This is a genomic window from Comamonas sediminis, from assembly GCF_041107495.1.
Classification (GTDB): domain Bacteria; phylum Pseudomonadota; class Gammaproteobacteria; order Burkholderiales; family Burkholderiaceae_C; genus Comamonas; species Comamonas sediminis.
In genome coordinates, this window is sequence record NZ_JBGBDC010000002.1 from 415,533 (window position 1) to 439,855 (window position 24,323).

Below are 24,323 nucleotides of genomic sequence, written 5' to 3' on the forward strand. Positions count from 1 at the left end.
CCTGTCTGGCAAACGGCGCACATTGCGCTGTTCATCACCATGTCCAAGACTGTAAAACCGCAGCATCTGCCTGCGGGGCAGCGGTTTTGATGGCATCATTCAAAAAATCTGATGGGCTTTTTCCAGAACGTATCCACGATCTCGTCAAGCCTGAATCAAGCCGGCCTCAGCAGCGAAGATTTACCGATCTGCCCAGGGCTGCATGTAGGAAAGAACCGTCAAAATGGCCTTGTTGCGTGACCGCGATGTCCTCACCCCCGATACCCTGGCCTTGCTCCAGCTGGTGGCGGACTCCGGCAGCTTTGCTGCTGCGGCGCGCCAGCTGGGTCTGGTGCCCAGCGCGCTCACCTACCGTATCCGCCAGGTCGAGGATGCCCTGGATGTGCTGCTGTTTGACCGCAGCGCGCGCCAGGCCAGGCCCACCGAGGCTGGCCAGGAGCTGCTGCGCGAAGGCGCGCGCCTGCTGTCGGAAGTGGATGCCGTTGCCAACCGCGTACGCCGCGTGGCCACCGGCTGGGAGCCCGAGCTTCGCATCGCCGTCGATGGTGTCATCTCGCGCACCACCTTGCTGGAGCTGATCGAGGCCTTCTACACGATCGCGCCGCCCACCAGGCTCAAGATCACCGACTCCATACTGGCCGGTACCTTGGAAGCCCTCAGCTCGGGCCGCGCCGATCTGGCCATCGGCATTGCCGTCGATGCATCGCACGTCGCCGGCCTGCAGCAGCTGGACCTGGGCGAGATCACCTTCCGCTATGTCGTCGCCCCGCACCACCGCCTGGCCGACGAGTTGCAACCCATCAGCGACGAGGTGCTGCGCCAGCACCGCATCATCGCCGTGGCCGATTCCTCGCGCAGCGGAAACGGCCAGACCATCGGCGTGATCAACGGCCAGGATGTGCTGACCGTCGACACCATGCAGGCCAAGCTCCAGGCGCAGCTGCGCGGGATTGGCGGCGGCTTTCTGCCCGACAACATGACCATGCCCTATCTGCGCAGCGGCCAGTTGGTGGAGCGCGAACTGATGCGTCCCCCCCGCAAGATCAAGCTGCGCTACGCCTGGCGCGGCACCAATCCCGGCAAGGCTTTGCAGTGGTGGCTCGACCAGTTGCAGTCCGAGGCCACACGCACTTCTTTGCTGAGCAATCACTATGTGGGATAAATCCTGAGCAAAATGGGCATGCACACCGTGTAGAGTGGTTCTCCAGATGCCGCTGCACCTGCAGCCATCTGTGATGCCTTATCGTTTGTCGAAACAGTACAGAAAGTCTTTCATGTCTTCTCGCATTCCCCCCAAACCCAAACGATCAGCCTCCTCTTCCCATATTGTTCTGGCCACCCGCAAGCACTATGCCGTGGTAGGCGCCGGCATGGCGGGCATCGTCTGCGCACGCACCTTACAGCAGGCGGGCCACCAGGTCACCGTGATCGAAGCCCAACCCCAGGTGGGTGGCCGCATGGCCAGCCGCCACAGCGCGCATGGCAGCTTCGATGTCGGCGCCCAGTTCTTCACAGTGCGCGACCCGCGCTTCCAATTGGCGCTGAACACCACCCCCGATGTCACCCGCCAATGGAGCGTCAATGCCATCCGCACCCTGGATGCGACCGGCAAGGTCGCCGTGACCACTCAGCGCGGCATGGAAGCCCATCTGGTGGGCGTCCCCACGATGGACAGTCTGCTCGCGTCCTGGTCCGCGCCGCTGACCGTTCGCCTCAATGAATACGCACTGGCTTTTGAGCGCGATGCACTCAACCCCAGCCAGTGGCAGTTGCGCACCGAAGACGTCGACGGCGGCGTCCACGTCTACGCCGGCCTCGACGGCGTCGTGCTGGCCATTCCGTCGCCCGAAGCCCAGGAGCTGCTGGCCGACAGCGAAACCCATGTGCCCGCTGACTGGCAGCTGCCCGATGTCTACATCGCCCCGAGCTGGACCCTGCTGCTGACCTTTGCCCATGCGGTCGATCCGAGCATCACCACGATGGGCCCGCAGTGGAATGCCGCGCGCACCGAACACCCCCGCATTACCTGGCTCTCGCGTGAGTCGTCCAAGCCCGGCCGTGGCAAGGTTGAGCGCTGGACCGTGCAGGCCAGCCCCGACTGGGCGCGCAAGCATGAGAACGACGAGCCCCAGCGCGTCGCCGCCAAGATGCTGCAGGCCTTCTCCGAATTGACCCGCATCCGCGCCACGCCCAGCGACATCCGCGTTGTGCAATGGGGCTATGCCAAGACCATCAACCCCCTGCCCAAGGATGCGAAGGGCCAAGCCCGCAGCCATCTGTGGAACGCCAAGAGCGCCATTGGCCTGTGCGGCGACTGGTGCCTGGGCTACCGAGTCGAAGACGCCTTTGTCTCCGGCCTGGAACTCGCGCTGGCCGTGCTCGGCGACTAAGAGTCGCTAACACAACCCTTGATACGTCGTTACCTGGCCGGCCGCACCAAGCCTTGTCTTACGTCTGTACTGCCTGCGGCTTGGCGCCTAGTCGGGGGCGCCCAGCCTCAACCGCAAACCTTCGGTTTGCTGGGCCGTGTTAGCGACTCTAAGCGCAGCGCGCCCAGCAGCCTGCCGGGCGCTTCTCCGTTCTCTTCATCCTCAGCCGATGCCGATACCGGGCAACGGCTTTTCGCGCTGGCCAGCGGCATTACACTTGCTCTCCCATGAGCTCACGCGTTTATACCGGCCGTTTTGCCCCCTCGCCCACCGGCCCGCTGCATGCGGGCTCGCTGGTGGCGGCCCTGGCGTCCTGGCTGGATGCCCGCGCCCATCACGGCACCTGGTTGCTGCGTATCGAAGACATCGATCCGCCCCGCTGCCCGCGGGGTATGGACCGGGAAATATTGCGCCAGCTCCATGCGCTGCAGCTGGTTCCCGATGCGCCGCCGCAATGGCAATCCGCCCGCCATGGCCTTTATGCCGCCGCACTGGCGCAGCTACAGGCAGCAGGCTGGGCCTACCCCTGCGCCTGCACCCGCCGTGACATGGATGCCGCGCTCGCCGCGCAGGGCCATATGCACGAGCGCCACGGCGAGCGCCCCTACCCGGGCACCTGCCGCGATGGCCTGCATGGCAAGACCGGCCGCAGCTGGCGCTTCCATGCGCAGCGCTTCCAGCAGCATGCCAGCGCCGTAGCGGCCGAAGACGACCTGTTGCCGACGCTCGAACACCCGGTACTGCACAGCGACCAGCAGCTGCTGTGGCAAGACCGCTGGCTGGGCCCGCTGCAGCAGGATGTGGCTGCCAGCGTCGGCGATTTTCTGGTGCAGCGCGCCGATGGCCTCTGGGCCTACCAGCTGGCCGTGGTGGTCGATGACGCCGCGCAAGGCATCAGCGATGTGGTGCGCGGCGCCGACCTGGCTGACAACACGCCGCGCCAGTTGCTGCTGCAGCGCGCGCTGGGCCTGCCTGCGCCGCGCTATATGCACACGCCGTTGGTGCTGCAGGCCGATGGTGAAAAACTCTCCAAACAATACGGCGCGCCAGCCGTCGTGGTGGACAGCGCCGAGCAGCGCATCGCCGTGCTGCGCCAGTCGGCCCAGCACCTGGGATTGGAGGCGGGCCAGGCCAGCAGCATCCCCGATGCGCTGGCCGGCTGGACGGCGCAATGGGCGCGCCGCCACCTGGCCCCTACATGAAATTGCGCGTGTGCAAGGAGGCCAGCTCCTGCGCATGGCCGCGCTCAAAGCCCAGCCGCACCAGCTTGGTGTAGCGGCCATCGGCCATGTCCTGCATCAGCTGCTGCACGCGCTGGCTGCCCAGCGCCAGCGCATCGGCGGACAAGGTCCCGGCGCCCACCAGGATCAGCGCATCAAACACCTCTTCGTTCAAGCCCGATGTCCCGGCCAGGGCATCATGGCGTGCTTCCACCGCCTGGGCCAGCCGGTGGCGAAAATCCGGCTCGAGCTTCAAGCGGTGCAGCAGGTGCGACATGCCCAGCGCCACATGGCGCGCCTCATCGCGGGCGGCCAGGCGGCAGATCTGGCGGGTCAGCGGATCGGGCGCATAGGTCTGCAAGAACTGCAGCAGATTGACAAAGCTGCCCTCGCCCAGCACCGACAGCAAAAAGCCCGCAACCGAAAAATCCTTTTCCGCCAGCAAGCTTTGCAGCGATGCCTGGCCGCCTGCGGTGGAGAGCGCCGGTTCCCGCCCATGGCGGCGAATGCGGCGGGTGAACACATCGATATGGCGGGCCTCATCGGCCACCTGGATCGCCAGCGCCGCCTGCAACTCGCGGTAATGCGGATGCAGCTCGCCCAAGAAGCGCGCCGGCACGATCAGCGCCGCATTCTCGTTCTCGACCATATAGGTCATCACCTGCACGATGGCGTCCTCGATCACTGCCGGGGGCTCGGGCGCATGCGCCCAGTCGATATCGGTGTCGGCATTCCACTGTGCAGCCACGGCCTGGGCATACAGGTCCCCGGCCTGGTCGGTCCAGAACTCGGCCTTCTCCTGCAGGCGAAAGGCAAAGGCCGGCGCCCCGGCCTCCACCGCTGCGCCGCGCGCCGCCAAGCCCCAGGCCGGGTTGGCCTGTGCGGCGACCGCACCGGGTTGGCTGGCATCGCTGTGGCCTGCCACCGCAGCATGGCGCCACCGGCCGGCTTGCGCGTTGCCGCGCAGCACCAGCAAGGCCGGCTGCCGCAGCCAGCCCGGCGGCGTTTGCAGCGCATGGCCCTGGGCCTGGCACCAGGCCGCCAACTGCGCCTGCCAGCCCGGCGCCTGGCCGCTGACCCGGATGGACTCGCCCACTGCGACGGCGGCCAGGCCGTGCTTGACCAGCAGGTGCGCACCGGCATCAAAGCCCAGCCGGCCCAAATCCACAATCGGCAGGCTGGCGGGGTCGGCCTGGCGTTCGCTGCCAGCGCCACAGGACGGTGCGGACGGTTTTTCCATGGGCGTCAATACCGGTAGTCCGCCGCCAGAATGCGGCCCGCGTCATCATAGAAGCGCTCATCGCGCACCGCACGGGACAACGGCGCATAGCCCGAAGCACGGCCAGGGTGCCAGACCTTGAGGCCTTCCAACTCCAGCAACGGGCGGATCAGCGGGTCGTCCCAGGACATGGCCAGCAGGATCTCGGTAAAGCGCGCCGCATCGGCGGCGCTGATGCTGGGGCCCGCCGTCATATTGCAGTGGTCAAAAGGCTGCGAGGTGTCGAGCACGCGCGTGGCGCCTGCGGGCAAGGTGCCTTCGGCGGCAAAGGCCAGGTAGTTCTTGGCCACCATCCACGACGCCGCAATGTCTCCCGCCACCATGGCTTTGGCCGCCAGGCGCTCGCCACCGATATGGTCACCATGCTTGCCGCCCAGCACATCAAAACGGCGCGCCTGAAAATCCCGGCCGGCCAGCATGCCCTGTTGGCGCAGGTGGTCCAGTGGAATCAAGGTGGCCTGGGGCGAATCTATCGCGCCAAAGCCCAGGGTCTGGCCGCGCAGGTCAGCCAGGGTCTGGGCCGGGCTGTCTGCGCGCACCACCAGCAGCGACTGCACATCCATGTCGGTGTCGCGCATTGCGATGGACCGCACCTGCTGGCCGGCGGCCCGGGCCATCAGCTCGGCACGCACAAAGGCCAGCGGCGAGTTCCAGGCCAGCTGCACACGGCCGTCAATCAGTGCCTCGGTCAGCGACTCGTAGTTGGAATACAGCACATAGTCAAAGTACAGGCCCTGCTCGATGAAGTGGGCCTTGAAGCCCTCCCAGATCGTGATGACCTTGGGCGCATAGGCCACAGCGCCGAGTCGGAGGGTGGTGTAGGAAGCTGTCATGGATGCCTTCTCAGGTAGGTGGAACACAAAGGGCTCAGGCGGCGGCCTCGCACAGCGCCTTGCCCAGCAAGTCATAGATCACATCGGTGGTGGGCGCCATCACCGAGGCAGCGCGGGCATCGCGGAACAGCCGCTCAATGCCCAGGTCCTTGCGGAAGGCGGCGCCACCGCAGACACGCATGGCGGTATCGCTCACTTCCAGCGCCGCCTCGGCCGCAGCGGCCTTGCATTGCAGCAGCCGGGTCTTGGCATCGGGGCGCCCGGCCAGCACCGCCTGCACGGCGTCATCGCGCAGCAGGCGGGCCTGGTCGGCCTTGAGCTGGGCCTTGGCCAGGTAGGCGCGGATGGTGGGCAGGTCGGCCAGGCCGCTGCCGTTTTCGGCAAAGCGGGTGTGGGCCACATGCTGCAGCGCGCGGCGCAGCACGCCTTGCATCAGGCCAACCGACGTGGTTGCGATCAAGGTCGGAAAATACGGCATCAGGTAGCGGGCCTTGACGTCTTCGCCCCGGCCATCCTCGCCCAAACGGCAGGACAGCGGCACGGCCACATCCTGGGCGATGATCGGAGACGAGGCATTGCCGCGCAGCCCCATGCCATCAAAGCGCGCGGGAATCTGCAGCCCGGGCAGGCGGCTGTCCACCAGCCACAGCGTATTGCCCTCACCGGTGCTCGCCCGCGAGATCCAGACATAGGAATCGGCCTCCCCGGCCGAGGTGATCATGCTTTTGTGGGCATTGAGCAGCACCGCGCTCGGGCCCTGCGCTGCGGCAGTACCCGTTGGCGCCCAGATATGGCTGCGCGAGCCGGTCTCCGACACCGCCAGCGTGGTGATGTGGCGGCCCTGCGCAATGGCGCGCCGGGTGTCTTCGGCAGCAAAGGGCTCGATCAGCGCCACGCCGCAGTAGTGCATGGTCAGCACCATGGCCGTGCAGGGGCAGTCCTGGGCAATGCGCTCCACCACCTGTACCGCTTCGGGCAGGCCTGCGCCCATGCCGCCCACATCAGCGGCGCTTATCAGGCCCAGCAGCCCCTGGCTGCCCAAGGCCTGCAGCGCCTGGCGCGGGTAGACCGCCTGGCTATCGGTATGCGCGGCCGCCGGCGCGATAAGCTCGCGCACAATCGGCTCCAACGACGAAAGAATGTCCATGCTGCTCCGGATGCTGGCGCAACTGGCAGGCCCATACCGGAACCCATGGGGCGAGCCACGCCGCCTGGCGCGAGCCGCGAGCCGCCACCCGAGTTTCCTGTCGCATACAGACCTGCAATCACGACAGACTTCACTTTGTGAAAAAGGCATTATAGGCAGCAAGATGGCAGTCACCAGGCCAGCTGCACGCACACCGATTGCCCACCGTTTTGCCATTGCAGACTGGAAAAATCTACAATAGCCCCTTTTTTGACGCGGCCGAGCGCCCCTTGCCGGGCAAGCGCCACCCTGCCGCTTGTGCTAAGCGGCACCTCCATGACCATGCAATCTTCTTCGACGCCTGCTGCCGGCCCCGTGCCCGAGCCCATCATTACCAACGCACGCGATGCCAGCAGTGCCCCCGGCCATGCGCCTGCGGATATCGCCCATCCCAAGACCATCCGCTCCTATGTGCGCCGTGCGGGCCGCACCACGACCGGCCAGGCCAAGGCCTTTGAGACCTTGGGCACCCGCTATGTGCTGCCCTACACCGGTGAGGCTTTCAACGCCGAAGCCGCCTTTGGCCGCCAGGCCAAGGTGATTCTGGAAATCGGCTTTGGCATGGGCGAGGCCACGGCGCACATTGCCCGCGTTCGCCCGGAAGACAATTTCCTGTGCTGCGAAGTGCATGAGCCGGGTGTGGGCGCGCTGCTCAAGCGCATTGGCGAGCAGGACATCACCAATATCCGCATCTTCCAGCACGACGCGGTGGAAGTGCTGGAGAACATGCTGCAGCCAGGCTCGCTGGACGGCATCCATGTGTTCTTCCCCGATCCCTGGCACAAGAAAAAGCACAACAAGCGCCGCCTGATCCAGTCGCCCTTTGTGGCCCAGCTGGTGGCCCACTTGAAGCCCGGTGGCTATATCCACTGCGCGACCGACTGGCAGCCCTATGCCGAGCAGATGCTCGAGGTGCTGTCGGCCAACCCCGACCTGAAGAACACCGCCGACGGCTACGCGCCGCAGCCGGAATACCGCCCGCTGACCAAGTTCGAGAACCGCGGACTGCGTCTGGGCCATGGTGTCTGGGATCTGGTGTTCACCCGCGCCGCATAAGCGGGGGGGGGCCGAGTGGCCCACGCCACGTGCAGAGGCTGCTTCGGCAGCCTTTCTCTTTTTTGCTGCCTGGGGCACCGGGCTGACGAGGTAACAGTTGCCATGTTTATCAAAATTGATAGCAGAACCGGCCGCCTGCAGCCCCCGATGCGGTAGGATGGCTGCTGGCACCTGCGAGCAGGTGCCAATGGCACACGCCGCCCCCTGCCCCACGGTTGTGGGTATAAACCTTGCGCCCTGCTCTGGTGCGACAGTCCCCGGCGGGATGCAAGGCTTGTGATGCAGTGGCCCGGGCTGGCATGCCATCACACCGGAAAACTGCAATGACTGTCTCTCGCTTCCACATCCCCCAACTGGACCACAGCCCCTCTGCCGATCAGCCTGCCGCGTTGCGCAGCTACGGCTGGGCATCGGCTGTGCCCGGCCCTTCCCTGCTGATCTTTGGCGCCGTGCATGGCAATGAGCAAAGCGGCACGCATGCGATCCACCGCTGGATCGAGCGCTTTGAATCGGGCCAGGTGCGCCTCAAGCGCGGGCGGCTGACGATGGTGCCCGTCGCCAATCCCAAGGCCTTCATCAAGAACGAGCGCGAAGGCGACCGCAACCTGAACCGCAACTTTGTGCCGCAGGCCGAGCCGCAGAACTTTGAAGACCACATGGTCAATGCGCTGGCTCCGTTGCTCGAGAGCCATGACGCACTGCTCGACCTGCACTCGTACAGCGGCGACGGCCAGCCCTTTGCGATGACCGGGCCGCTCAACAACACGGGCAGCCTCGAGCCCTTTGCCCGCCAGCAGGAAGAAGAAGCCTTTGCCAAGGCCGTGGGCCTGCCGGTCATCGTGCAAGGCTGGCTGGAGGTCTATGAGCAAGCCGTGAAGGCGAGCGGCGGCGCGCTTCGCCCAGAGCATGGCATCGGCACCAATGAGTTCATGCGCAGCCGGGGCGGCTATGCGATCACCGTGGAATCGGGCTCGCACGAAGAGCCGCAGGCCATCGAGGTCGCCGACCGCTGCATCGCTGGCGTGCTGAACCTGCTGGAGATGGCCGATGTGACCGTTGAGCCCGTTGCCCAGTACACCACCCACCATATGCGGCAGGTGTTCATGCGCGAAAGCGCCGACGACCGCATGCAACAGGACTGGCAGAACTTTGACCCTTTCCGCAAGGGCGACCTGCTGGCCACGCGCGCCGATGGCAGCCAGATTCTGGCGCCGTTCGATGGCTGCGTGATCTTCCCGCAGGCCGATGCCGCCGTGAACCGCGAGTGGTTCTACCTGGCGCAGACGGACCACAGCTGATGCACCGCAGCGGGGTTGCCTGGAGCAGGCAGCCCCCTCATGCGCCGTCAGCCTGCAGTGACGATGCTGACCCCGCCATCGACAGCCAGGCACTGGCCGGTGATGTGCTTGCCGGCATCGCTGGCCAGCAGCACGGCAGCACCCTTCAAATCATCATCCCCGCCCAGGCGCCCCAGCGGCACGCCGGCGGTCATCGCATCCTCGCCGATCTGGTCGATCAGGCCAGTGGCCATCTTGGTGCGGAAAAAGCCCGGCGCCAGCGCATTGACGCGGATGCCGTAGTGCCCCCATTCGGCCGCCAGCGCCCGGGTGAAGTTGATCACGGCGCCCTTGCTGGTGTTGTAGGCAATGGTCTTCATCGCTGCCGGGTTGCCGCCCAGCCCGGCAATCGAGGCCAGGTTGATGATGGCGCCCTGGCGGCGCGGGATCATGCTGCGCTTGGCCAGCTGCTGCGACAGCAGAAAATAGCCGCGCACATTCAGGTTCATCACCTTGTCCCAGGCGGCAGCAGGATGGTCTTCGGCCGGCGCGCCCCAGCTGGCACCGGCGTTGTTGACCAGAATGTCCACATCACCGACGCGCTCCAGCACCTCTTGCGCCAGGCGCTCGATCTCGCTGTCCACCGCACAGTCGGCCGCCACCCAGCGCGCATCGATACCGGCGCCACCGAGTTCGGCCACGGCCGCCTCCAGCTCGTGGGCCTTACGGCTGCTCAGCACCACCTTGGCGCCGGCCTCGCCCAGCGCATGGGCCAGCTGCAGCCCCAGGCCGCGCGAGCCGCCGGTGATCAGTGCCGTCTTGCCGGTCAAATCAAATAATTGCCCAATCTTGCGGGTCATGCAAAGGCCTCCTGGTATGCCTGAAGAAATGGATCAAATGGAGGCTCTCAGGCCGGCAGCGCATAGTCCTTGAACTGCTCGCGCAGCCGGGTCTTGAGCATCTTGCCGGTGGCGCCCAGCGGGATCGCATCGACAAACACCACCGCATCGGGAATCTGCCATTTGGCCATTTTTCCCTGGTAGAAGGCCAGCAAGTCTGCTTCGCTGACGGCGGCATCCTTCTTGAGCGCGACAAACACCACTGGCCGCTCGTCCCACTTGGGGTGGGGCATGCCCACGCAGGCGGCCATGGCGACGGCCGGGTGGGCCATCGCAATGTTCTCGATGTCGATGGAGCTGATCCATTCACCGCCGGACTTGATCACGTCCTTGCTGCGGTCGGTGATCTGCATGAAGCCATCGGCATCGATGGTGGCCACATCACCGGTGGGGAACCAGTCGCGGCCCTGCGCATCGGTCACCAGCGGCGACGCGCCCTCGCTGCGGTAGTAGTCCGCCACCACCCAGGGGCCGCGCACCAGCAGGTCGCCATAGGTCTTGCCGTCCCAGGGCTGGTCCTGGCCATCGTCGCCCACGATCCGCATGTCCACGCCAAAGATGACCCGGCCTTGCTTGGCCAGCAGCTGCGCCTGGGTGTCGGCCGGCAGCGCCAGGTGCTTGTGCTTCAAGGTGCAGACGGTTCCCAGCGGGCTGAGCTCGGTCATTCCCCAGGCATGCAGGACCGTCACGCCATAGTCGTCCTGGAAGGTCTTGATCATCGCCGGCGGGCAGGCCGAACCGCCAATGATGGTGCGCTGCAGGCTGCCAAAGCGCAGGCCCTGGCTTTGCACATGGCTCAGCAGCATCTGCCAGACAGTGGGCACACCGGCGGCAAACGTCACCTTCTCCGCCTCCATCAGCGCGTACACCGAGGGACCATCCAGCGCCGGGCCGGGAAACACCAGCTTGGCGCCATTGAGCGGCCCGGAGAACGGCAGGCCCCAGGCGTTGACGTGGAACATCGGCACGACGGGCAGCACCACATCGCGCGAGGAAATATCCATCACATCGGGCAGCGAGGCGCCATAGGCGTGCAATACGGTGCTGCGGTGCGAGTACAGCACGGCCTTGGGGTTGCCGGTGGTGCCGCTGGTGTAGCACATGCCGCAGGCGGTGTTTTCGTCAAACTCGGGCCACTGGTAGGCGCCATCGGCGCCGGCAATCCAGGCCTCGTAGGCGACCAGGCCCGGAATGCCGGCATCGGCGGGTAACTTGTCGGCATCGCACAGCGCCACCCATTGGCGCACCGTGGGGCAGCGTTCGTGGATGGCCTGCACGATCGGCAGGAAGCAGCTGTCAAAGCACAGCACCTCGTCCTCGGCATGGTTGACGATCCAGACCACCTGGTCAGGATGCAGGCGGGGGTTCAAGGTATGGATGACCCGGCCCGAGCCGCCCACGCCGTAGTACAGCTCCATATGGCGGTAGCCATTCCAGGCCAGGCTCGCCACGCGTGTGCCTGCGGCCAGGCCCATGCCATCCAGGGTCTGGGCCAGCTGCCGCGAGCGCTGCGCAAAGTCGGCATAGGTGTAGCGGTGGATGTCACCTTCGACACGGCGGGAGACGATTTCGGTATCGCGGTGGTAACGCTCCGCAAACTTCAGCAGGTTGGAGGTCAGCAGTTGCTGCTTTTGCATCAGGCCTAGCATTGGGTCTCCTTGTGATATGGCCAGTGGCAGCACGCAGGCGATGCTGCGCATGGCACCACCGGCATGCATCCGTTTTTATAGCGCTTGTGCGCGGCAAAGGGCATCGTAGCAACCCGCACTGCGCGCGGGCTGCATGAGCAAATGCCTGCTGCTTATGACGAGGCATACAGTACAGGCAGCCGCTCGCCACGTGCACGGCGCGCTGTCACCTAGGCTGCAGCACGTAAAATCCTGCGCATTTCTCCGCCGCCTTTTTGCGCTGTTGCCATGCTGATTCCCGATTACATCGACGAGCACCTGCTGGTGCTGAACAAGCCATCGGGCCTGTTGTGCGTGCCTGGCCGCGGAGAAGACAAGCAGGACTGCCTGAGCGCACGTGCCCAGCGGCAGTGGCCTGATGCGCTGGTGGTGCACCGGCTGGACCAGCCCACTTCGGGCCTGGTGGTGATGGCGCGCAGCCTGGCCGTGCAGCGTGCGCTGGGTGATGCCTTTGCGGCCCGCACGGTACGCAAGCGCTATGCCGCCGTCGTCTGCGGCAGCCCTGCTGCACAGCCTCTGGCACCCGGCCATGCGCTGCATGCCGCGATGCCGCAGGATGGCCACGCCTGGAGCCTGGTGGACCTGCCGCTGATCACCGACTGGGAGCGCCGCCCCTTGCAGCGTGTCGATTGGGAGATTGGCAAGCCCAGCCAGACCTGGTGGCGGGCGATGACCGCAGACGAGGCAGCCGCGCTCCCAACCATTCCCGCCGGCTGCACCCGCCTCTGGCTGGAGCCGCTGACCGGCCGCACACACCAGCTGCGCCTGCATATGCAGGCCATCGGCCATGCGATGCTGGGCGACGGCCTGTATGCCAGCGCCGCAGTGCAGGCCATGGCACCGCGCCTGCTGTTGCAGGCGCAGCAGCTGGGCTTTGCCCACCCGGTGACCGGCCAATGGCTGGACTGCCGGCTGGCGGCAGATTTCTGAAGGCCGGGGTGGAACGGCCTGGCCGTCTTAGACGTGGCGCATCAGGCCGCCATCGACGCGGATGTTCTGGCCGGTGATGTAGGCCGCACCGTCGGAGGCCAGAAAGGCCACGGTGGCGCCAATCTCATCGGCCTTGCCGTAGCGCTGCAGCGGCACGGCCGCCTGGCGCTCGTCCTTCTTGGGCAGGCTGTCGATCCAGCCAGGCAGCACATTGTTCATGCGGATATTGTGCTGACCATATTCATCGCAGAAGATCTTCGTGAAGGCCGCCAGCCCGGAGCGCGCCATGGCCGAGGTCGGGAACAGCGCTGCCGGCTCGAACGCCCAGGCCGACGAGATATTGATGATCGCGCCGCCGCCCTGCTTTTGCATGATGGGGGCGACCAGGCGCGTGGCGCGCACCACGTTCAGAAAGTACACCTCCAGGCCCTTGATCCAGTCCTCATCGCTGATCGACAGCAGATCGCCCTTGGGGCCGTGGCCGGCGCCGTTGACCAGCACATCGATGCGGCCGTAGCGCGCCATCACCGCATCCACCAGCTTTTGCATGTCGGCCACATTCTGGTTGGAGCCGGTCACACCCACACCGCCCAGCTCCTGGGCCAGCGCCTCGCCTTTGCCCGAAGACGACAAAATGCCCAGCGCATAGCCGGCCTGGTGCAACTGGCGTGCTGCCGCTGCGCCCATGCCGGATCCACCGGCGATCACGATGGCTACTTTGGATTGGTTCATGCTGTGCTTCCTTTGTCTTTGTCGTTCCAAAGCTGCTGATCCTAACCAAGCCGCCACGCCTGTGCAGGCATCCGGGAAAAACGCCGTAACGCCCAGGCCCAACTGCCGTTACGATAGCCGGTTATGACCACCAAACACCTCACCATCCTGACCGGCGGATCGCGCGGCATGGGCCTGGCCATGGGCCGGCAACTTCTGGCCAAGGGCCATACCGTGCTGAGCATCGCGCGCAGCAGCTCCAGCGCGCTGGCCGCTGCCGCTCCAACGCCTGACCAGCTCATCCAGTGGGAGCAGGACCTGGGCGACACCGATGCCGCAGCCCAGCGCCTGGGCGACTGGCTGCGCCGCCTCCAGCCCGCCGACTGGGCCAGCATCACGCTGATCAACAACGCTGGCGTGATTCCGCAGATCGCACCGCTGTCGGACCTGGCCACGCCCGATCTGCGCAATGCACTGCGCGTAGGGCTGGAGGCACCGATGGCGCTGACTGGCGTGTTCCTGGGCGCCACCGGCAGCTGGACCGTGCCCAAGAAGGTGCTGAATGTGTCCTCCGGCCTGGGCCGCCGCCCGATGGCATCGCAGGCTGCCTACTGCACCGCCAAGGCCGGCATGGATGCCTATGCGCGCTGCGTGGCGCTGGAAGAGGCCCACAAGCCCCATGGCGCCAAGATCGTCTCGCTCGCGCCTGGCGTGATCGACACCGACATGCAGGTGCAGCTGCGCAGTGCCGATGCGGGCGCCTTCCCCGATGTAGGCAACTTCAAGGGCCTGCATGAAGGCGGCAAACTCAGCAGCCCTGAAGAAGCCGCTGCCAAGGTGCTGGGCTGGCTGGACCGCGCCGACTTTGGCCAGAACGTGATCGCCGACGTCCGCGAGCCTTGAACGACGGAGCGCACTGGACGCTTCCGGCCCGTCGTGAACTGTCACCAAGGTGCGTGCTCGCCCTCTCTGGTTGACACAGCGGCGGGCTGGGTGGCAATAATGCTGCAAGGCAACATTTGCATGCCTCTATCCATTTAAACAGGAGACCTTTCCATGTCCCGTGAAGTACTTGTCTGCAGCGCCGTGCGCACTGCCATCGGCACCTTTGGCGGCAGCCTCAAGGATGTTCCATCGACCGAGCTGGGCGCGCTGGTCGTCAAGGAGTCGCTGGCCCGCGCCGGCATTGAAGGCAAGGATGTGGGCCATGTGGTCTTCGGCCACGTGGTCAATACGGAACCCAAGGACATGTACCTGAGCCGCGTGGCCGCCATCCAGGGCGGCTGCCCGCAGGAGACGCCGGCGATGAACGTCAACCGCCTCTGCGGCTCGGGCCTGCAGGCGATTGTGACGGCCAGCCAGGGCATTCTGCTGGGCGACTATGACGTGGCGATCGGTGCCGGAGCAGAAAACATGAGCCGCGCACCGTACGCCAGCACCACCAGCCGCTGGGGCGCACGCATGGGCGATTTCAAGATGATCGACATGATGACCGGCGCGCTGCACGACCCCTTCCACAACATCCATATGGGCGTGACCGCCGAGAACGTGGCCAAGGAATTTGGCGTCAGCCGCGATGACCAGGACCAGCTGGCCTTGAGCAGCCACCAGCGCGCCGAGCAGGCCTGGGCAGAGAACCGCTTTGCCGGCCAGATCGTGCCGGTCATCCTCAAAAGCAAGAAGGGTGACATCCGCTTTGACAAGGACGAGCACTTCCGCGCCGGCGCCAAGATCGAAGACTTTCAGAAGATGAAGCCCGTCTTCATCAAGGAAGACGGCACCGTCACCGCCGCCAATGCCTCCGGCATCAATGACGCCGCAGCCGCCGTGGTGCTGATGGAAGCGGCCGCCGCCAACGCGCGTGGCGCCAAGCCGCTGGCCCGTCTGGTGGGCTATGCCCACGCGGGTGTCGACCCCAAGATCATGGGCATTGGCCCGGTGCCGGCGTCCAAGGCCGTGCTGGCCAAGACCGGCCTCAAGCTCGACCAGATCGATGTCATCGAAGCCAATGAAGCCTTTGCGGCACAGGCCTGCGCGGTGACCAAGGGCCTGGGCGCCGACCCAGCCAAGGTCAACCCCAATGGTTCGGGCATTTCGCTGGGCCACCCGATTGGAGCGACCGGCGCGATCATCACCGTCAAGGCCATCCATGAGCTGCACCGCACCGGTGGCCGCTATGCGCTGGTTACCATGTGCATCGGCGGCGGCCAGGGTATTGCCGCCATCTTTGAGCGCGTCTAAGTACTAGACGTTCAGCGCAGTCCCTACGGGCAGGTCCTCGACCGGCTTGCCCGCTGCAAAGCGCTTGGCTGCAAACTGCCCCGCCACCTGGGCCTGGCCGCCCTGCACCCGCAGCCAGCTGCCCTCGGGCAACGCCACCACCAGCTTGTCCGGGTTGGCGATCAGGAACTCTGCCAGGCGCTGGTCGCGCGTTTCGCCCTGGTGGCCGGGCGGCAGGCTGTTGTTGTAATGGGGGTTGATGCAGAACGGCACCAGGCCCAGCGCGCTAAAGCCTTGGGGGTCGACGATAGGCATGTCATTGGTGGTGTTGATCGTCAGCCCCGCCAGATTGGCGCCAGCGCTCCAACCGGTGTACGACATGCGGCCAGAGCGCACCGCATCGCCGATGCGCACCAGCCAGCCCCGTTTGCGGCATTCGGCCAGCAGCTGGAAGGTATTGCCACCGCCGACGATGACGGCTTGAATATCCCCAGCCAGGAACTGGCCCAGGGCGTCATCCCTGTGCGCGCCCACCAACTGAACGCCGGTGTGTGCCATGGCGTCCTGCACCTGCGCAGCGTAATCATCCCAGCTCAGGGTGACACCGGCAAAGGGCACGAACAATGCTTTTTGCACGCCCTGCATCTGGGCTGCCAGCGCATCGCGGCAAAAAGTCAGGTAGCCGCCATCCGGGGCACGGGAGTTGCTCAACAACAGTAACTGCATAACATCTCTTGGAGTTGGGCTGCCAGCATAGCAGCCCGCGCTGTGCAGCGGCGTCACACAAGCACCGGCGGCAGGCCCCTCTGCGATGCGCAGACGCAAAAAAGGACTGGTCAGCTGCCTTGCAGCCTGCCAGTCCTTTGCGTTGCGGAGATTTACTTGCCGCTGTCCAGTCGTGCCTGCATCGCCTTGGCGCGGGCTTCCGATGGGGGGTGCGAATCCATCAGAGATCCGCCGCCACCGCCGCTCAGCTTGGCCAGTTTCTGGAAGGCCGTGACAAGGCCTTTGCGTTCCATCTTTTGCTTGGTGAGCAGGTCAAAGGAGTAGTTATCGGCAGCAGACTCGTTGGCCTGCGAGAACTGTGCATGGATGAACTTCTCCCCCAGCTCGCCCGCTTGCGAGCTCGACAGCGATGCCAAGGTGGCATTGCCGCTGTTGGCGGCAATCTGGCGTGCGGCCGATGTGGCATAGGCCGTCTGCATGCGGCGCTTGCTGTGGCCCAAGGCCACGTGGCCGATTTCATGGCCGATCACGCCACGCAGTTCGTCGTCGTTCATCAGGTCCATCAGGCCGCTGTAGACGCGGATGCAGCCATTGGCCATCGCCCAGGCGTTCACATCGCTGGTCAGGTAGACCTTGTAGTCGGCCTTCTTGCCTTCTACCTCTTGCGGCATCTTGGCCACGACCTTGGCCAGACGCAGGCTGTATTTGTTGTTCGCAGGCGCAAGCTTGTTTTGCTGGTCCAGTGCGGCGCAGGATTCATTGGACAAGGCCACGACATCGCCATCGGTCAATGTCATGGCCTTCATTGCGGTGGAGCCGGAGTCCATCAGCCCGCTCAGGTTGCCCGCGTCCATGGTCTTGCAGCCGGCCAGGGCCATGGCGGCCACCAGACCGGTGAGCATCAAAGTTGTGCGCATTCGCTATCTCCTCACGTTGAAAACGTGCATCATAGCCTGCGCATATGGAAAACTTTGTTTCCATTCTTGTCTGCCTCGATCCAGTCGCAGTGTCAGTGCCAGCCGCTCAAGCGGCTTTCTGCGCTGTAGCAGCGGCTGCCGGCTCGTCGGGCGCCGTGGCAGAGACGGCCTGCAACACCACTTCGCGCTTCAAGGTTGGCACAAAGCTTTCGATGAACTGCAACGCGTAGGCGCGCAACCACACGCCCTTGCGCAGTGCGATGCGGGTGGTGTTGACCTTGAACAGATGACCGGCATCGATGGCCCGCAGGTTGCGGTCGCGCTCCTCGTCAAACGCGATCGAGGCCACGATGCCGATGCCCATGCCGAGCTCGACATAGGTCTTGATCACGTCCGCATCCATCGCGGTCAGCACCACATTGGGTGTGACCTCGGCGGCGGCAAAGGATTCATCGATATGCGAGCGGCCGGTATAGCCCTGCTCATAGGTGATGATCGGAAAACGCACCAGCGACTGCAGGGTCAGCGGCCGGCCGGACTCCTGCTGGGCCAGCAAGGGGTGGCCGGGCGGCACGACAACCGAGTGCGTCCAGCGGTAGCCCGGCAAGGTGGCCAGGCTGGCATAGCCGGTCAAGGCCTCGGTGGCCACGCCGATATCGGCCGCACCGCTCAGCAGCATTTCGGCCACCTGGCGCGGCGAGCCCTGGTGCAGGTGCAGGGCCACATCCGGAAACTGCTCACGAAAATCGCGCACCACCAGCGGCAGCGCATAGCGGGCCTGCGAGTGGGTGGCGGCAATGCTCAGCTGACCGCTGCGGCTCGCATGGAAATCGGCACCGGCGCGGCGCAGGTTTTCGGACTCCAGCAGCAAACGGTCCACGATCGGCAAGATGGCCTCGCCCGGCGGGGTCAGCCCGGTCAGACGCTTGCCGGCTCGGATGAAGATATCCACGCCCAGTTCGTCTTCCAATTCGCGGATCTGGCGGCTGACACCCGGTTGCGAGGTGTAGAGCACATGCGCCACCTCGGTCAGGTTGTAGCCATTGCGGGCGGCCTCACGCACGGCCCGCAGTTGCTGAAAATTCATAACATTCACCTTTATGGACCAACCGCCAGGTAATGACCTGGCGGATTGTTGAGCGTCCTTGCTTATTTCTTGGTGTAGATCTGGTCAAAGCTGCCGCCGTCGGCAAAGTGCGCAGCATCTGCCTTGGTCCAGCCACCGAAAGCGTCATCGATGGTGAAAAGCTTCAGGTTGGCGAACTGGCTGGCGTATTTGGCCTTGGCCGCTTCGGCAGTGGGGCGGTAGAAATTGCGGCCGGCAATGTCCTGGCCTTCGTCGGAGTACAGGTACTGCAGGTAGGCCTCGGCAATCTTGCGGGTGCCACGCTTGTCGACCACCTTGTCCACGACAGTCACCGTGGGCTCGGCCAGGATCGACAGCGAAGGCGTCACGATCTCGAACTTCTCGGGCCCGAATTCCTTCAGTGCCAGGTAGGCTTCGTTTTCCCAGGCCAGCAGCACATCGCCCTGGCCCCGCTGCACAAAGGTCACCGTCGAGCCGCGCGCGCCGGTGTCGAGAATCGGCACATTCTTGAACAGCTTGGTGATGTAGTCCTTCGCACCTGCTTCACCGCCATAGTTGCGCTTGCCAAACTCCCAGGCAGCCAGGTAGTTCCAGCGCGCGCCGCCACTGGTCTTGGGGTTGGGCGTAATCACCTTCACGTCCGGCTTGATCAGATCGCCCCAGTCCTTGATGCCCTTGGGATTGCCTTTTTTGACCAGGAACACAATGGTCGAGGTGTAAGGCGCGCTGTTCAGCGGCAAGCGCTTTTGCCAATCGGCGGGCACCAGCTGGCCATATTTGTGCAGTGCGTCGATGTCCCCCGCCAACGCCAGCGTTGCCACGTCGGCCTCGATGCCGTCAATGATCGCGCGCCCTTGCTTGCCGGAGCCGCCATGCGACTGCTTGATGGTCACGGTCTGGCCGGTCGTCTCCTTCCAGTGCTTGGCAAAAGCCTGGTTGAACTGGTTGTACAGCTCACGGGTCGGGTCGTAAGAGACATTGAGCAAGGTCACCGGGGCTGGCGCCTGGGCGTGGGCCGCGCTGCTGAAAACGGCAGGCGCAAGCGCCATCAGAGACGCGACTGCGGCTGCGGCTATCGGAAACTTGATAAAGTGGCGGCGTTGTTGCATGGAACACTTTCAGAATGGCAAAAGTCGTAGGGCTTGAGGCCTGAACACATTCTGAAACGCCGCCATAAAAACTCAAACTACTATTAATTCAGTTTTTTATAACTGAAACTTATTAACAAGACGCGAAATCGCAGTGGCCGGGCCCGGTGACGGGCTGGCAAGCAGGAGGCTCGCCCGCACCCCCACCCTGGTGGAAGTGCGGGCAAAGCAGGCAGTGTCTGGCGATGGCCGGCAGACTGCGGCAGCATCGGGCGAGCACCGCCAGTGCATCAGCGTCAACCCAACGAAGGAAGCATCTCCCATGGCACGTATGGTCAACTGCGTCAAACTGCACAAAGAAGCCGAGGGCCTCGACTTTCCCCCCTACCCTGGTGAGCTGGGCAAGCGCCTGTGGGAAAACGTCAGCAAGGAAGCCTGGGCTGGGTGGCTCAAGCACCAGACGATGCTGGTCAATGAAAACCGCCTGAATCTGGCCGACCAGCGCGCCCGCCAGTACCTGGCCCGCCAGATGGAAAACCATTTCTTCGGCGAAGGCGCCGATGCGGCAGCCGGCTACGTGCCCCCTACCGCAGACTGATGTGCCCCTGTAAAGTGCACGCCGCGGCTCCGTCCCGGACATAAAAAATGGCAGCCGAGGCTGCCATTTTTTTTTATATCCCTGCGCGAGGAACTTACTGCTTGCGCAGTAAATCCATTCGCTTGCATAAATATATTATTTAGCGACTAAATCAAAACCACCGCTCTGGTATTGAAACAGCAGGCAGTCCATACCGGCCACGCAGCCGCTTTCATGGATCAAACCGGCAGGCAGATCATAGAAAGAGCCGGCGGGGTATTCGGTACGCTTGCCATCGATCACCGCATAGAAGGTGCCTTGCACGACCACGGTGGGCAGCGACTTGGTATGGTGGTGAGTGGGATTGTCGCGGCCTGCAGGAAACAGCACAAAGGCTTCGTAGGCTTCCTTACCCGTCAGGTCACCGCGCAGATTGGCATACTTGATGCCGCCCGAGCCCGCCAGCTCCGTCCACTTGAGCTGCGATACAGGAACGGAGACCAGGCCGTCAGCAGCACCTGCGGCGCAGGCGATCAGCGAAGAGGTGGCCAACACGGCAGCAGCGATGGAAAACTTCATCATTAACTCCTAGTATTAAACGATTGAATAAGCTCTTCGATCCTGACTAGTAATGCCTTCAAGTTTGTCTGAATCGATGGCTCTATTCTGTTGATCTGCAGAAAATGCAAAAGTAGCCAAATAGACAAGATGCGATAAGATCCGGCCAAATCCACCCTTTCCATGCCATGCACACGATTGCTGTGATTGCCTACGACGGCATCAGCCCCTTCCATTTGTCCGTCCCCTGCATCGTGTTCGGCGACGATTTGCTGCGCCTGGGTGCCCCGCGCTACGAGTTGCGGGTCTGCGCGGAGCGCACCGGTGCTGTGTCCACCCTGTCCGGATTCGCGATTCAGGTCGAGCACGACCTGGCCGCTCTGGAGCAGGCCGATACCGTCATCATTCCGTCCTGGAGTTCACCGGAGGCGCAGCCCTCGGCCGCGATGCTGGCCGCGCTGCAGCAGGCCCATGCGCGTGGCGCGCGGGTCGTGGGCCTGTGCCTGGGCACCTTTGTGCTGGCCCAGGCCGGTCTGCTGCAGGGCCGCTCGGCTTCGACGCACTGGGCTTGGGCCGATGATTTCGCCAAGGACCATCCCGACGTCAAGCTCGACCGCCATGCGCTCTACACCGACGACGGCAATATCACCACGTCGGCCGGCACGGCCGCCGCCATTGACTGCTGCCTGCACCTGATCCGCCTGGACCATGGCGCAGAAATCGCCAACCGGGTGGCGCGCCGCCTGGTCGTTGCGCCCCACCGCCACGGCAACCAGTCCCAGTACATCGAGATGCCGCTGTCCGAAACCGAGCGCCCGGATGCCGTCTCCGCCGCGCTTGACTGGGCCATGGCCCATCTCAACGAGCCCATCAATGTGGAACAGCTGGCCCAGAAGGCCCATATGAGCGCCCGCAACTTCAGCCGCCACTTCAAGCGCAAGACCGGCGCTACCGTCGTGCAATGGCTGCTGCACCAACGACTGGCCGTCGCCCAGCGCCTGCTCGAGCGCGGTGACGGCTCCATCGACCAGGTGGCGGAGACGGCAGGCTTTGGCTCCACGGTGTCATTTCGCCTGCAGTTCACGCGGATGTTTTCGATTTCTCCCGCGAGCTACAGAAAGCAATTTCTGCACCGGGAGGTGTAGGCGGCCTCACGAGCGCATTGCCGCCATTCACGCAGACGCGGCATCGCCCAAAAGGCAGTCCACGATGCAGCCCAGCATCTGGTGTACATCCGCCACCTCGACTGCGCCGGGCAAGGACAGCTCGCCGTGCAGCACGAAGACCGGGCGCTCCCACTTCAGGCCCAGCGCCATCTCGGAAAGCGTGCCCATGTTGTAGCCCACGGCCACCAGGCAGAGGGCGCTGCGGGCGATCAACGCATTGCGCATTTCACCGATGCCCGTGGGCAAGGCCACGCTGAGATAGGGATTCGCATGGCGCTCATCCTCCTCGGGCAGGATGCCGATGGCGACGCCGCCCACTTCGGTGGCGCCCTGTGAGGCCGCAGCCATCACCCCGCCGCGCCCCCCGCACACAATCGCCATGCCGGCGGCAGCCAGCGCGCGGGCAATCAGCCGCGCATCGGCGTAGACCTGGCCATCGGCATCACCCGGGCCGATGACGCCCACCGGCCGGCGGTGGCGCGCCGGGCTGGCTTGGTGCAGGGCCAGCCGCCGCAGCGCCTCGGTCAGCCCGGGCGGCAAGCCGAGCGCATCAATGCGATCCTGCGGCATGTTGTTCACGTTGGCGTGCAATCGCGTCTCCCAATCCCATGACGATGACGCACAGCGCCATCAAAAGCAATGACAAGGCGGATGCGACGCTCAGGTCCGATCCGCCATCGCTGACCTGTGCAAACAGCATCAGCGGAAGAATGTTCAGCTGCGTCCCCACCAGCGCGAGCGCCGTGCCGTAGGTGCCCATCGCAATGGCGGCCACCAGGCAGGCGTTGGACACCACCGATGGCGCCACCTCGGCCACCACCGTGTCGCGGAATGCGCGCCAGCGCGTGGCTCCCAAGGTGCGCGCCGCCAGCATGGGCCGCAGGTCAAGGTTGGCAAAAACCGGGTAGAGCGACAGCGCCACGCGGGGCACCAGGTAGTAGGCATAGGCGCAGCCCAGCCCCACCGTGCCATAGATCCAGCTGCCGACGGCAGCGCCATCCAGGCCCAGCGCCACCAGCAGCTGCGTGACAAAGCCCGAGCGCCCAAAGGCCAGGATGAAGCCATAGGCGATCACCAGGCCCGAGAAGGCCAGCGGCAGCCCGAGCAAGGTCATCATCCAGCGCCGGCGCTGCAGCGGCTGGCGCCCCAGCTCAATGGCGATCACCGTGCCCACCAGGCCGGAGACGGCACCGGCGGTCAGGCCCAGCACCAGGGTGTTCAACACCGCCCGGCCCAGCAGTGGATTGCTCCACAAGCGGGCAAAGGCGCTGCCTCCGTCCGTCATGGCCTCGGGCACCAAGGATGCCAGGGGCAGCACGAAGAACAGCGCCATGAAGCACCAGGCCGGCCAGGCGCCGAAACGGCGTATCCAACCGCTCATGAGCGACCCAGCGTGGCCTGCGCCCAGAGCTGGTCGATCTCGGCCTTCTTGGCCGAGGCCTTGATGACATCGAGCGGACGGATCTGCGCTGCCGCCGGCAGCTTGCTGGCCACATCGTCGGGCAGCTTGACACCAGGCACTGCAGGCCGCACAAAGCCCTTGGCGAACAGCTGCTGGCCGGCGTCGCTCATGATGAAGTTCAGCCACAGCTTGCCGGCATTCGGGTTCGGGCCGCCCTTCACCAGGCTGATGGCATACGGTGCGGCCACGCTGGCTTCCTTGGGGATGACGACCTCGCAGGCGTCGCCCATGCCATCGTTATGCTTGGCCTTGAGGCCATCGTTCTCGTAGCCGATCCAGATCGGGATTTCGCCCTTGATGAACTTGGCATAGGGGGTCGTGCCCTCCACGCGCTGCACATTGCCGGCAGCATGCAGCTTGCCCAGGTAATCCGTGCCGGGCTTGACGTTTTCCACGCTGCCGCCATTGCCATAGGCTGCGGCCAAGGTCAGCACCTGGCCCACGCCGGCACTGCGGGGGTCCAGATAGGTCACGCTGTTCTTGTACTCGGGCTTGAGCAGGTCGGCCCAGCCCGTGGGCACATTCTTGACCAGCTTCTTGTTCACCAGGAAGGCGATGTTCAGGGTATGGATGGTGAACCAGCGCCCTTCCGGCTCGCGGAAAACCTCGGGCAACTTGTCGAAGTGGATGGGCTTGAACGGTGCCACCACGTCCTTTTTCGCGGCATCCACGGCCGAGGCCGCGAAGTAGTAGGCCGTGTCTGCCTGGGGGCGGCGGCGCATCTTCTCCAGCGCGACCACCGTGGCGGCCGAGCCCAGATCGTTGTAGCTCAGCTCGACATCGGGGTAGCGCTTCTTGAACTCGGCAAACAAGGCCTTCCAGTTGGCCCATTCCGGACCTGTGTCGAAGGACACGCAAAAACCTTCTTTTTTGGCCAGGTCGTAGAGCTCTTTTTCTCCGGCATAGAGCTCGGCCCCCTCCTGCGCCCACGATGTGCGCTGGACCAGGGCTGCCAGAGGCAAGGCAGCAGCGGCTTGGATGAGATGTCGGCGTTGCATAGCGGTGTTCCTTCGT

24 protein-coding genes are annotated in these 24,323 nt (G+C 64.7%); 10 read left to right on the top strand and 14 right to left on the bottom strand.

The annotated features are described in order from the left end of the window. The first annotated feature begins 229 nt into the window (after positions 1-229). From AB7A72_RS06090 to gluQRS, 3 genes are all read left to right on the top strand, one after another. Complete coding sequence (locus AB7A72_RS06090) at positions 230-1,162, top strand: LysR family transcriptional regulator (RefSeq protein WP_230777322.1); 933 nt, start codon at positions 230-232, stop codon at positions 1,160-1,162. Positions 1,163-1,274: 112 nt separating this feature from the next. Continuing rightward, positions 1,275-2,390: an NAD(P)/FAD-dependent oxidoreductase gene (locus tag AB7A72_RS06095; protein ID WP_369459325.1), complete on the top strand. Its 1,116-nt coding sequence runs from the start codon at positions 1,275-1,277 to the stop codon at positions 2,388-2,390. 266 nt (positions 2,391-2,656) lie between these two features. Further along, positions 2,657-3,631, top strand: a complete 975-nt coding sequence (gene gluQRS, locus AB7A72_RS06100) for a tRNA glutamyl-Q(34) synthetase GluQRS (RefSeq protein WP_369459326.1) — start codon at positions 2,657-2,659, stop codon at positions 3,629-3,631. Here the strand turns inward: gluQRS and AB7A72_RS06105 are convergent. Genes AB7A72_RS06105 through AB7A72_RS06115 form a run of 3 tightly spaced genes read right to left on the bottom strand, consistent with a single transcriptional unit; the run spans position 3,624 to position 6,908 of the window. Continuing rightward, positions 3,624-4,889 (bottom strand): ferritin-like domain-containing protein, encoded by a 1,266-nt coding sequence (locus AB7A72_RS06105; protein WP_369459327.1) that lies wholly within the window; start codon positions 4,887-4,889, stop codon positions 3,624-3,626. The genes gluQRS and AB7A72_RS06105 overlap by 8 nt on opposite strands. A 5-nt stretch (positions 4,890-4,894) precedes the next feature. Continuing rightward, a complete protein-coding gene (locus AB7A72_RS06110; protein WP_369459328.1) occupies positions 4,895-5,761 on the bottom strand; it encodes a phosphate/phosphite/phosphonate ABC transporter substrate-binding protein in 867 nt (288 codons plus the stop codon). A 34-nt stretch (positions 5,762-5,795) separates the two neighbouring features. After that, the gene (locus AB7A72_RS06115; RefSeq protein WP_369459329.1) at positions 5,796-6,908 is read right to left on the bottom strand and encodes an acyl-CoA dehydrogenase family protein; all 1,113 of its coding nucleotides are present in this window, start codon (positions 6,906-6,908) and stop codon (positions 5,796-5,798) included. Positions 6,909-7,229: 321 nt separating this feature from the next. On the opposite strand from AB7A72_RS06115, the gene trmB reads away from it, so the two are divergent. Next, positions 7,230-8,003, top strand: a complete 774-nt coding sequence (trmB, locus tag AB7A72_RS06120) for a tRNA (guanosine(46)-N7)-methyltransferase TrmB (protein ID WP_369459330.1) — start codon at positions 7,230-7,232, stop codon at positions 8,001-8,003. A gap of 323 nt (positions 8,004-8,326) precedes the next feature. Continuing rightward, the gene (locus AB7A72_RS06125; protein WP_312409044.1) at positions 8,327-9,301 is read left to right on the top strand and encodes a succinylglutamate desuccinylase/aspartoacylase family protein; all 975 of its coding nucleotides are present in this window, start codon (positions 8,327-8,329) and stop codon (positions 9,299-9,301) included. Positions 9,302-9,348: 47 nt separating this feature from the next. Here the strand turns inward: AB7A72_RS06125 and AB7A72_RS06130 are convergent, their stop codons facing one another. After that, positions 9,349-10,140: an SDR family oxidoreductase gene (locus AB7A72_RS06130; RefSeq protein ID WP_312457707.1), complete on the bottom strand. Its 792-nt coding sequence runs from the start codon at positions 10,138-10,140 to the stop codon at positions 9,349-9,351. Between the two features lie 47 nt (positions 10,141-10,187). Beyond that, complete coding sequence (locus AB7A72_RS06135) at positions 10,188-11,828, bottom strand: 3-(methylthio)propionyl-CoA ligase (protein ID WP_369459331.1); 1,641 nt, start codon at positions 11,826-11,828, stop codon at positions 10,188-10,190. A 267-nt stretch (positions 11,829-12,095) separates the two neighbouring features. Here AB7A72_RS06135 and AB7A72_RS06140 point away from each other — a divergent pair, with 267 nt between their 5' ends. Next, positions 12,096-12,797, top strand: a complete 702-nt coding sequence (locus AB7A72_RS06140) for a pseudouridine synthase (RefSeq protein ID WP_312457687.1) — start codon at positions 12,096-12,098, stop codon at positions 12,795-12,797. 27 nt (positions 12,798-12,824) lie between these two features. Here the strand turns inward: AB7A72_RS06140 and AB7A72_RS06145 are convergent, their stop codons facing one another. Beyond that, the gene (locus AB7A72_RS06145; protein WP_312457672.1) at positions 12,825-13,529 is read right to left on the bottom strand and encodes an SDR family oxidoreductase; all 705 of its coding nucleotides are present in this window, start codon (positions 13,527-13,529) and stop codon (positions 12,825-12,827) included. Positions 13,530-13,652: 123 nt separating this feature from the next. On the opposite strand from AB7A72_RS06145, the gene AB7A72_RS06150 reads away from it, so the two are divergent. Continuing rightward, complete coding sequence (locus tag AB7A72_RS06150; RefSeq protein WP_369459332.1) at positions 13,653-14,411, top strand: SDR family NAD(P)-dependent oxidoreductase; 759 nt, start codon at positions 13,653-13,655, stop codon at positions 14,409-14,411. Positions 14,412-14,564: 153 nt separating this feature from the next. Next, positions 14,565-15,749 carry a beta-ketothiolase BktB gene (gene bktB, locus AB7A72_RS06155; RefSeq protein ID WP_369459333.1) on the top strand — a complete coding sequence of 395 codons (1,185 nt, stop codon included), beginning with the start codon at positions 14,565-14,567 and terminating at the stop codon, positions 15,747-15,749. A 3-nt stretch (positions 15,750-15,752) separates the two neighbouring features. Here bktB and pepE read toward each other — a convergent pair whose 3' ends face one another. The 4 genes from pepE to AB7A72_RS06175 form a co-directional block, all read right to left on the bottom strand. Then, on the bottom strand, positions 15,753-16,454 hold the full coding sequence (gene pepE / locus AB7A72_RS06160; RefSeq protein ID WP_239811901.1) for a dipeptidase PepE: 702 nt from the start codon (positions 16,452-16,454) through the stop codon (positions 15,753-15,755). Between the two features lie 152 nt (positions 16,455-16,606). Next, positions 16,607-17,371 (bottom strand): M48 family metalloprotease, encoded by a 765-nt coding sequence (locus AB7A72_RS06165; RefSeq protein WP_369459334.1) that lies wholly within the window; start codon positions 17,369-17,371, stop codon positions 16,607-16,609. A 106-nt stretch (positions 17,372-17,477) separates the two neighbouring features. Continuing rightward, positions 17,478-18,458, bottom strand: a complete 981-nt coding sequence (locus AB7A72_RS06170) for a CysB family HTH-type transcriptional regulator (protein WP_133856088.1) — start codon at positions 18,456-18,458, stop codon at positions 17,478-17,480. A gap of 62 nt (positions 18,459-18,520) precedes the next feature. Continuing rightward, positions 18,521-19,567 carry a sulfate ABC transporter substrate-binding protein gene (locus tag AB7A72_RS06175; RefSeq protein WP_369459335.1) on the bottom strand — a complete coding sequence of 349 codons (1,047 nt, stop codon included), beginning with the start codon at positions 19,565-19,567 and terminating at the stop codon, positions 18,521-18,523. A 301-nt stretch (positions 19,568-19,868) separates the two neighbouring features. On the opposite strand from AB7A72_RS06175, the gene AB7A72_RS06180 reads away from it, so the two are divergent. Continuing rightward, positions 19,869-20,144 (top strand): oxidative damage protection protein, encoded by a 276-nt coding sequence (locus tag AB7A72_RS06180; RefSeq protein WP_133856086.1) that lies wholly within the window; start codon positions 19,869-19,871, stop codon positions 20,142-20,144. 135 nt (positions 20,145-20,279) lie between these two features. Here AB7A72_RS06180 and AB7A72_RS06185 read toward each other — a convergent pair whose 3' ends face one another. After that, positions 20,280-20,702 carry a cupin domain-containing protein gene (locus tag AB7A72_RS06185; protein ID WP_312836495.1) on the bottom strand — a complete coding sequence of 141 codons (423 nt, stop codon included), beginning with the start codon at positions 20,700-20,702 and terminating at the stop codon, positions 20,280-20,282. A gap of 167 nt (positions 20,703-20,869) precedes the next feature. Between AB7A72_RS06185 and AB7A72_RS06190 the strand changes: the two genes are divergently transcribed. After that, positions 20,870-21,826: a GlxA family transcriptional regulator gene (locus AB7A72_RS06190; RefSeq protein ID WP_313335082.1), complete on the top strand. Its 957-nt coding sequence runs from the start codon at positions 20,870-20,872 to the stop codon at positions 21,824-21,826. Between the two features lie 27 nt (positions 21,827-21,853). Here the strand turns inward: AB7A72_RS06190 and AB7A72_RS06195 are convergent, their stop codons facing one another. The 3 genes from AB7A72_RS06195 to AB7A72_RS06205 are packed head-to-tail and all read right to left on the bottom strand — an operon-like array spanning position 21,854 to position 24,307. Beyond that, a complete protein-coding gene (locus AB7A72_RS06195; protein ID WP_369459526.1) occupies positions 21,854-22,417 on the bottom strand; it encodes an SLOG cluster 4 domain-containing protein in 564 nt (187 codons plus the stop codon). Then, positions 22,398-23,228 (bottom strand): ABC transporter permease, encoded by an 831-nt coding sequence (locus AB7A72_RS06200; RefSeq protein ID WP_312457565.1) that lies wholly within the window; start codon positions 23,226-23,228, stop codon positions 22,398-22,400. The genes AB7A72_RS06195 and AB7A72_RS06200 overlap by 20 nt, the downstream gene beginning before the upstream one ends. After that, positions 23,225-24,307: an extracellular solute-binding protein gene (locus AB7A72_RS06205; protein WP_369459336.1), complete on the bottom strand. Its 1,083-nt coding sequence runs from the start codon at positions 24,305-24,307 to the stop codon at positions 23,225-23,227. The genes AB7A72_RS06200 and AB7A72_RS06205 overlap by 4 nt, the downstream gene beginning before the upstream one ends. Positions 24,308-24,323 lie beyond the last annotated feature (16 nt).

Coding starts and splice junctions, on each gene's coding strand:
- AB7A72_RS06095 (WP_369459325.1), top strand. CDS start 1,275: ATGTCTTCTCGCATTCCCCCCAAACCCAAACGATCAGCCTCCTCTTCC.
- gluQRS (WP_369459326.1), top strand. CDS start 2,657: ATGAGCTCACGCGTTTATACCGGCCGTTTTGCCCCCTCGCCCACCGGC.
- AB7A72_RS06105 (WP_369459327.1), bottom strand. CDS start 4,889: ATGGAAAAACCGTCCGCACCGTCCTGTGGCGCTGGCAGCGAACGCCAG.
- AB7A72_RS06110 (WP_369459328.1), bottom strand. CDS start 5,761: ATGACAGCTTCCTACACCACCCTCCGACTCGGCGCTGTGGCCTATGCG.
- AB7A72_RS06115 (WP_369459329.1), bottom strand. CDS start 6,908: ATGGACATTCTTTCGTCGTTGGAGCCGATTGTGCGCGAGCTTATCGCG.
- trmB (WP_369459330.1), top strand. CDS start 7,230: ATGCAATCTTCTTCGACGCCTGCTGCCGGCCCCGTGCCCGAGCCCATC.
- AB7A72_RS06125 (WP_312409044.1), top strand. CDS start 8,327: ATGACTGTCTCTCGCTTCCACATCCCCCAACTGGACCACAGCCCCTCT.
- AB7A72_RS06130 (WP_312457707.1), bottom strand. CDS start 10,140: ATGACCCGCAAGATTGGGCAATTATTTGATTTGACCGGCAAGACGGCA.
- AB7A72_RS06135 (WP_369459331.1), bottom strand. CDS start 11,828: ATGCTAGGCCTGATGCAAAAGCAGCAACTGCTGACCTCCAACCTGCTG.
- AB7A72_RS06140 (WP_312457687.1), top strand. CDS start 12,096: ATGCTGATTCCCGATTACATCGACGAGCACCTGCTGGTGCTGAACAAG.
- AB7A72_RS06145 (WP_312457672.1), bottom strand. CDS start 13,529: ATGAACCAATCCAAAGTAGCCATCGTGATCGCCGGTGGATCCGGCATG.
- AB7A72_RS06150 (WP_369459332.1), top strand. CDS start 13,653: ATGACCACCAAACACCTCACCATCCTGACCGGCGGATCGCGCGGCATG.
- bktB (WP_369459333.1), top strand. CDS start 14,565: ATGTCCCGTGAAGTACTTGTCTGCAGCGCCGTGCGCACTGCCATCGGC.
- pepE (WP_239811901.1), bottom strand. CDS start 16,454: ATGCAGTTACTGTTGTTGAGCAACTCCCGTGCCCCGGATGGCGGCTAC.
- AB7A72_RS06165 (WP_369459334.1), bottom strand. CDS start 17,371: ATGCGCACAACTTTGATGCTCACCGGTCTGGTGGCCGCCATGGCCCTG.
- AB7A72_RS06170 (WP_133856088.1), bottom strand. CDS start 18,458: ATGAATTTTCAGCAACTGCGGGCCGTGCGTGAGGCCGCCCGCAATGGC.
- AB7A72_RS06175 (WP_369459335.1), bottom strand. CDS start 19,567: ATGCAACAACGCCGCCACTTTATCAAGTTTCCGATAGCCGCAGCCGCA.
- AB7A72_RS06180 (WP_133856086.1), top strand. CDS start 19,869: ATGGCACGTATGGTCAACTGCGTCAAACTGCACAAAGAAGCCGAGGGC.
- AB7A72_RS06185 (WP_312836495.1), bottom strand. CDS start 20,702: ATGAAGTTTTCCATCGCTGCTGCCGTGTTGGCCACCTCTTCGCTGATC.
- AB7A72_RS06190 (WP_313335082.1), top strand. CDS start 20,870: ATGCACACGATTGCTGTGATTGCCTACGACGGCATCAGCCCCTTCCAT.
- AB7A72_RS06195 (WP_369459526.1), bottom strand. CDS start 22,417: ATGCCGCAGGATCGCATTGATGCGCTCGGCTTGCCGCCCGGGCTGACC.
- AB7A72_RS06200 (WP_312457565.1), bottom strand. CDS start 23,228: ATGAGCGGTTGGATACGCCGTTTCGGCGCCTGGCCGGCCTGGTGCTTC.
- AB7A72_RS06205 (WP_369459336.1), bottom strand. CDS start 24,307: ATGCAACGCCGACATCTCATCCAAGCCGCTGCTGCCTTGCCTCTGGCA.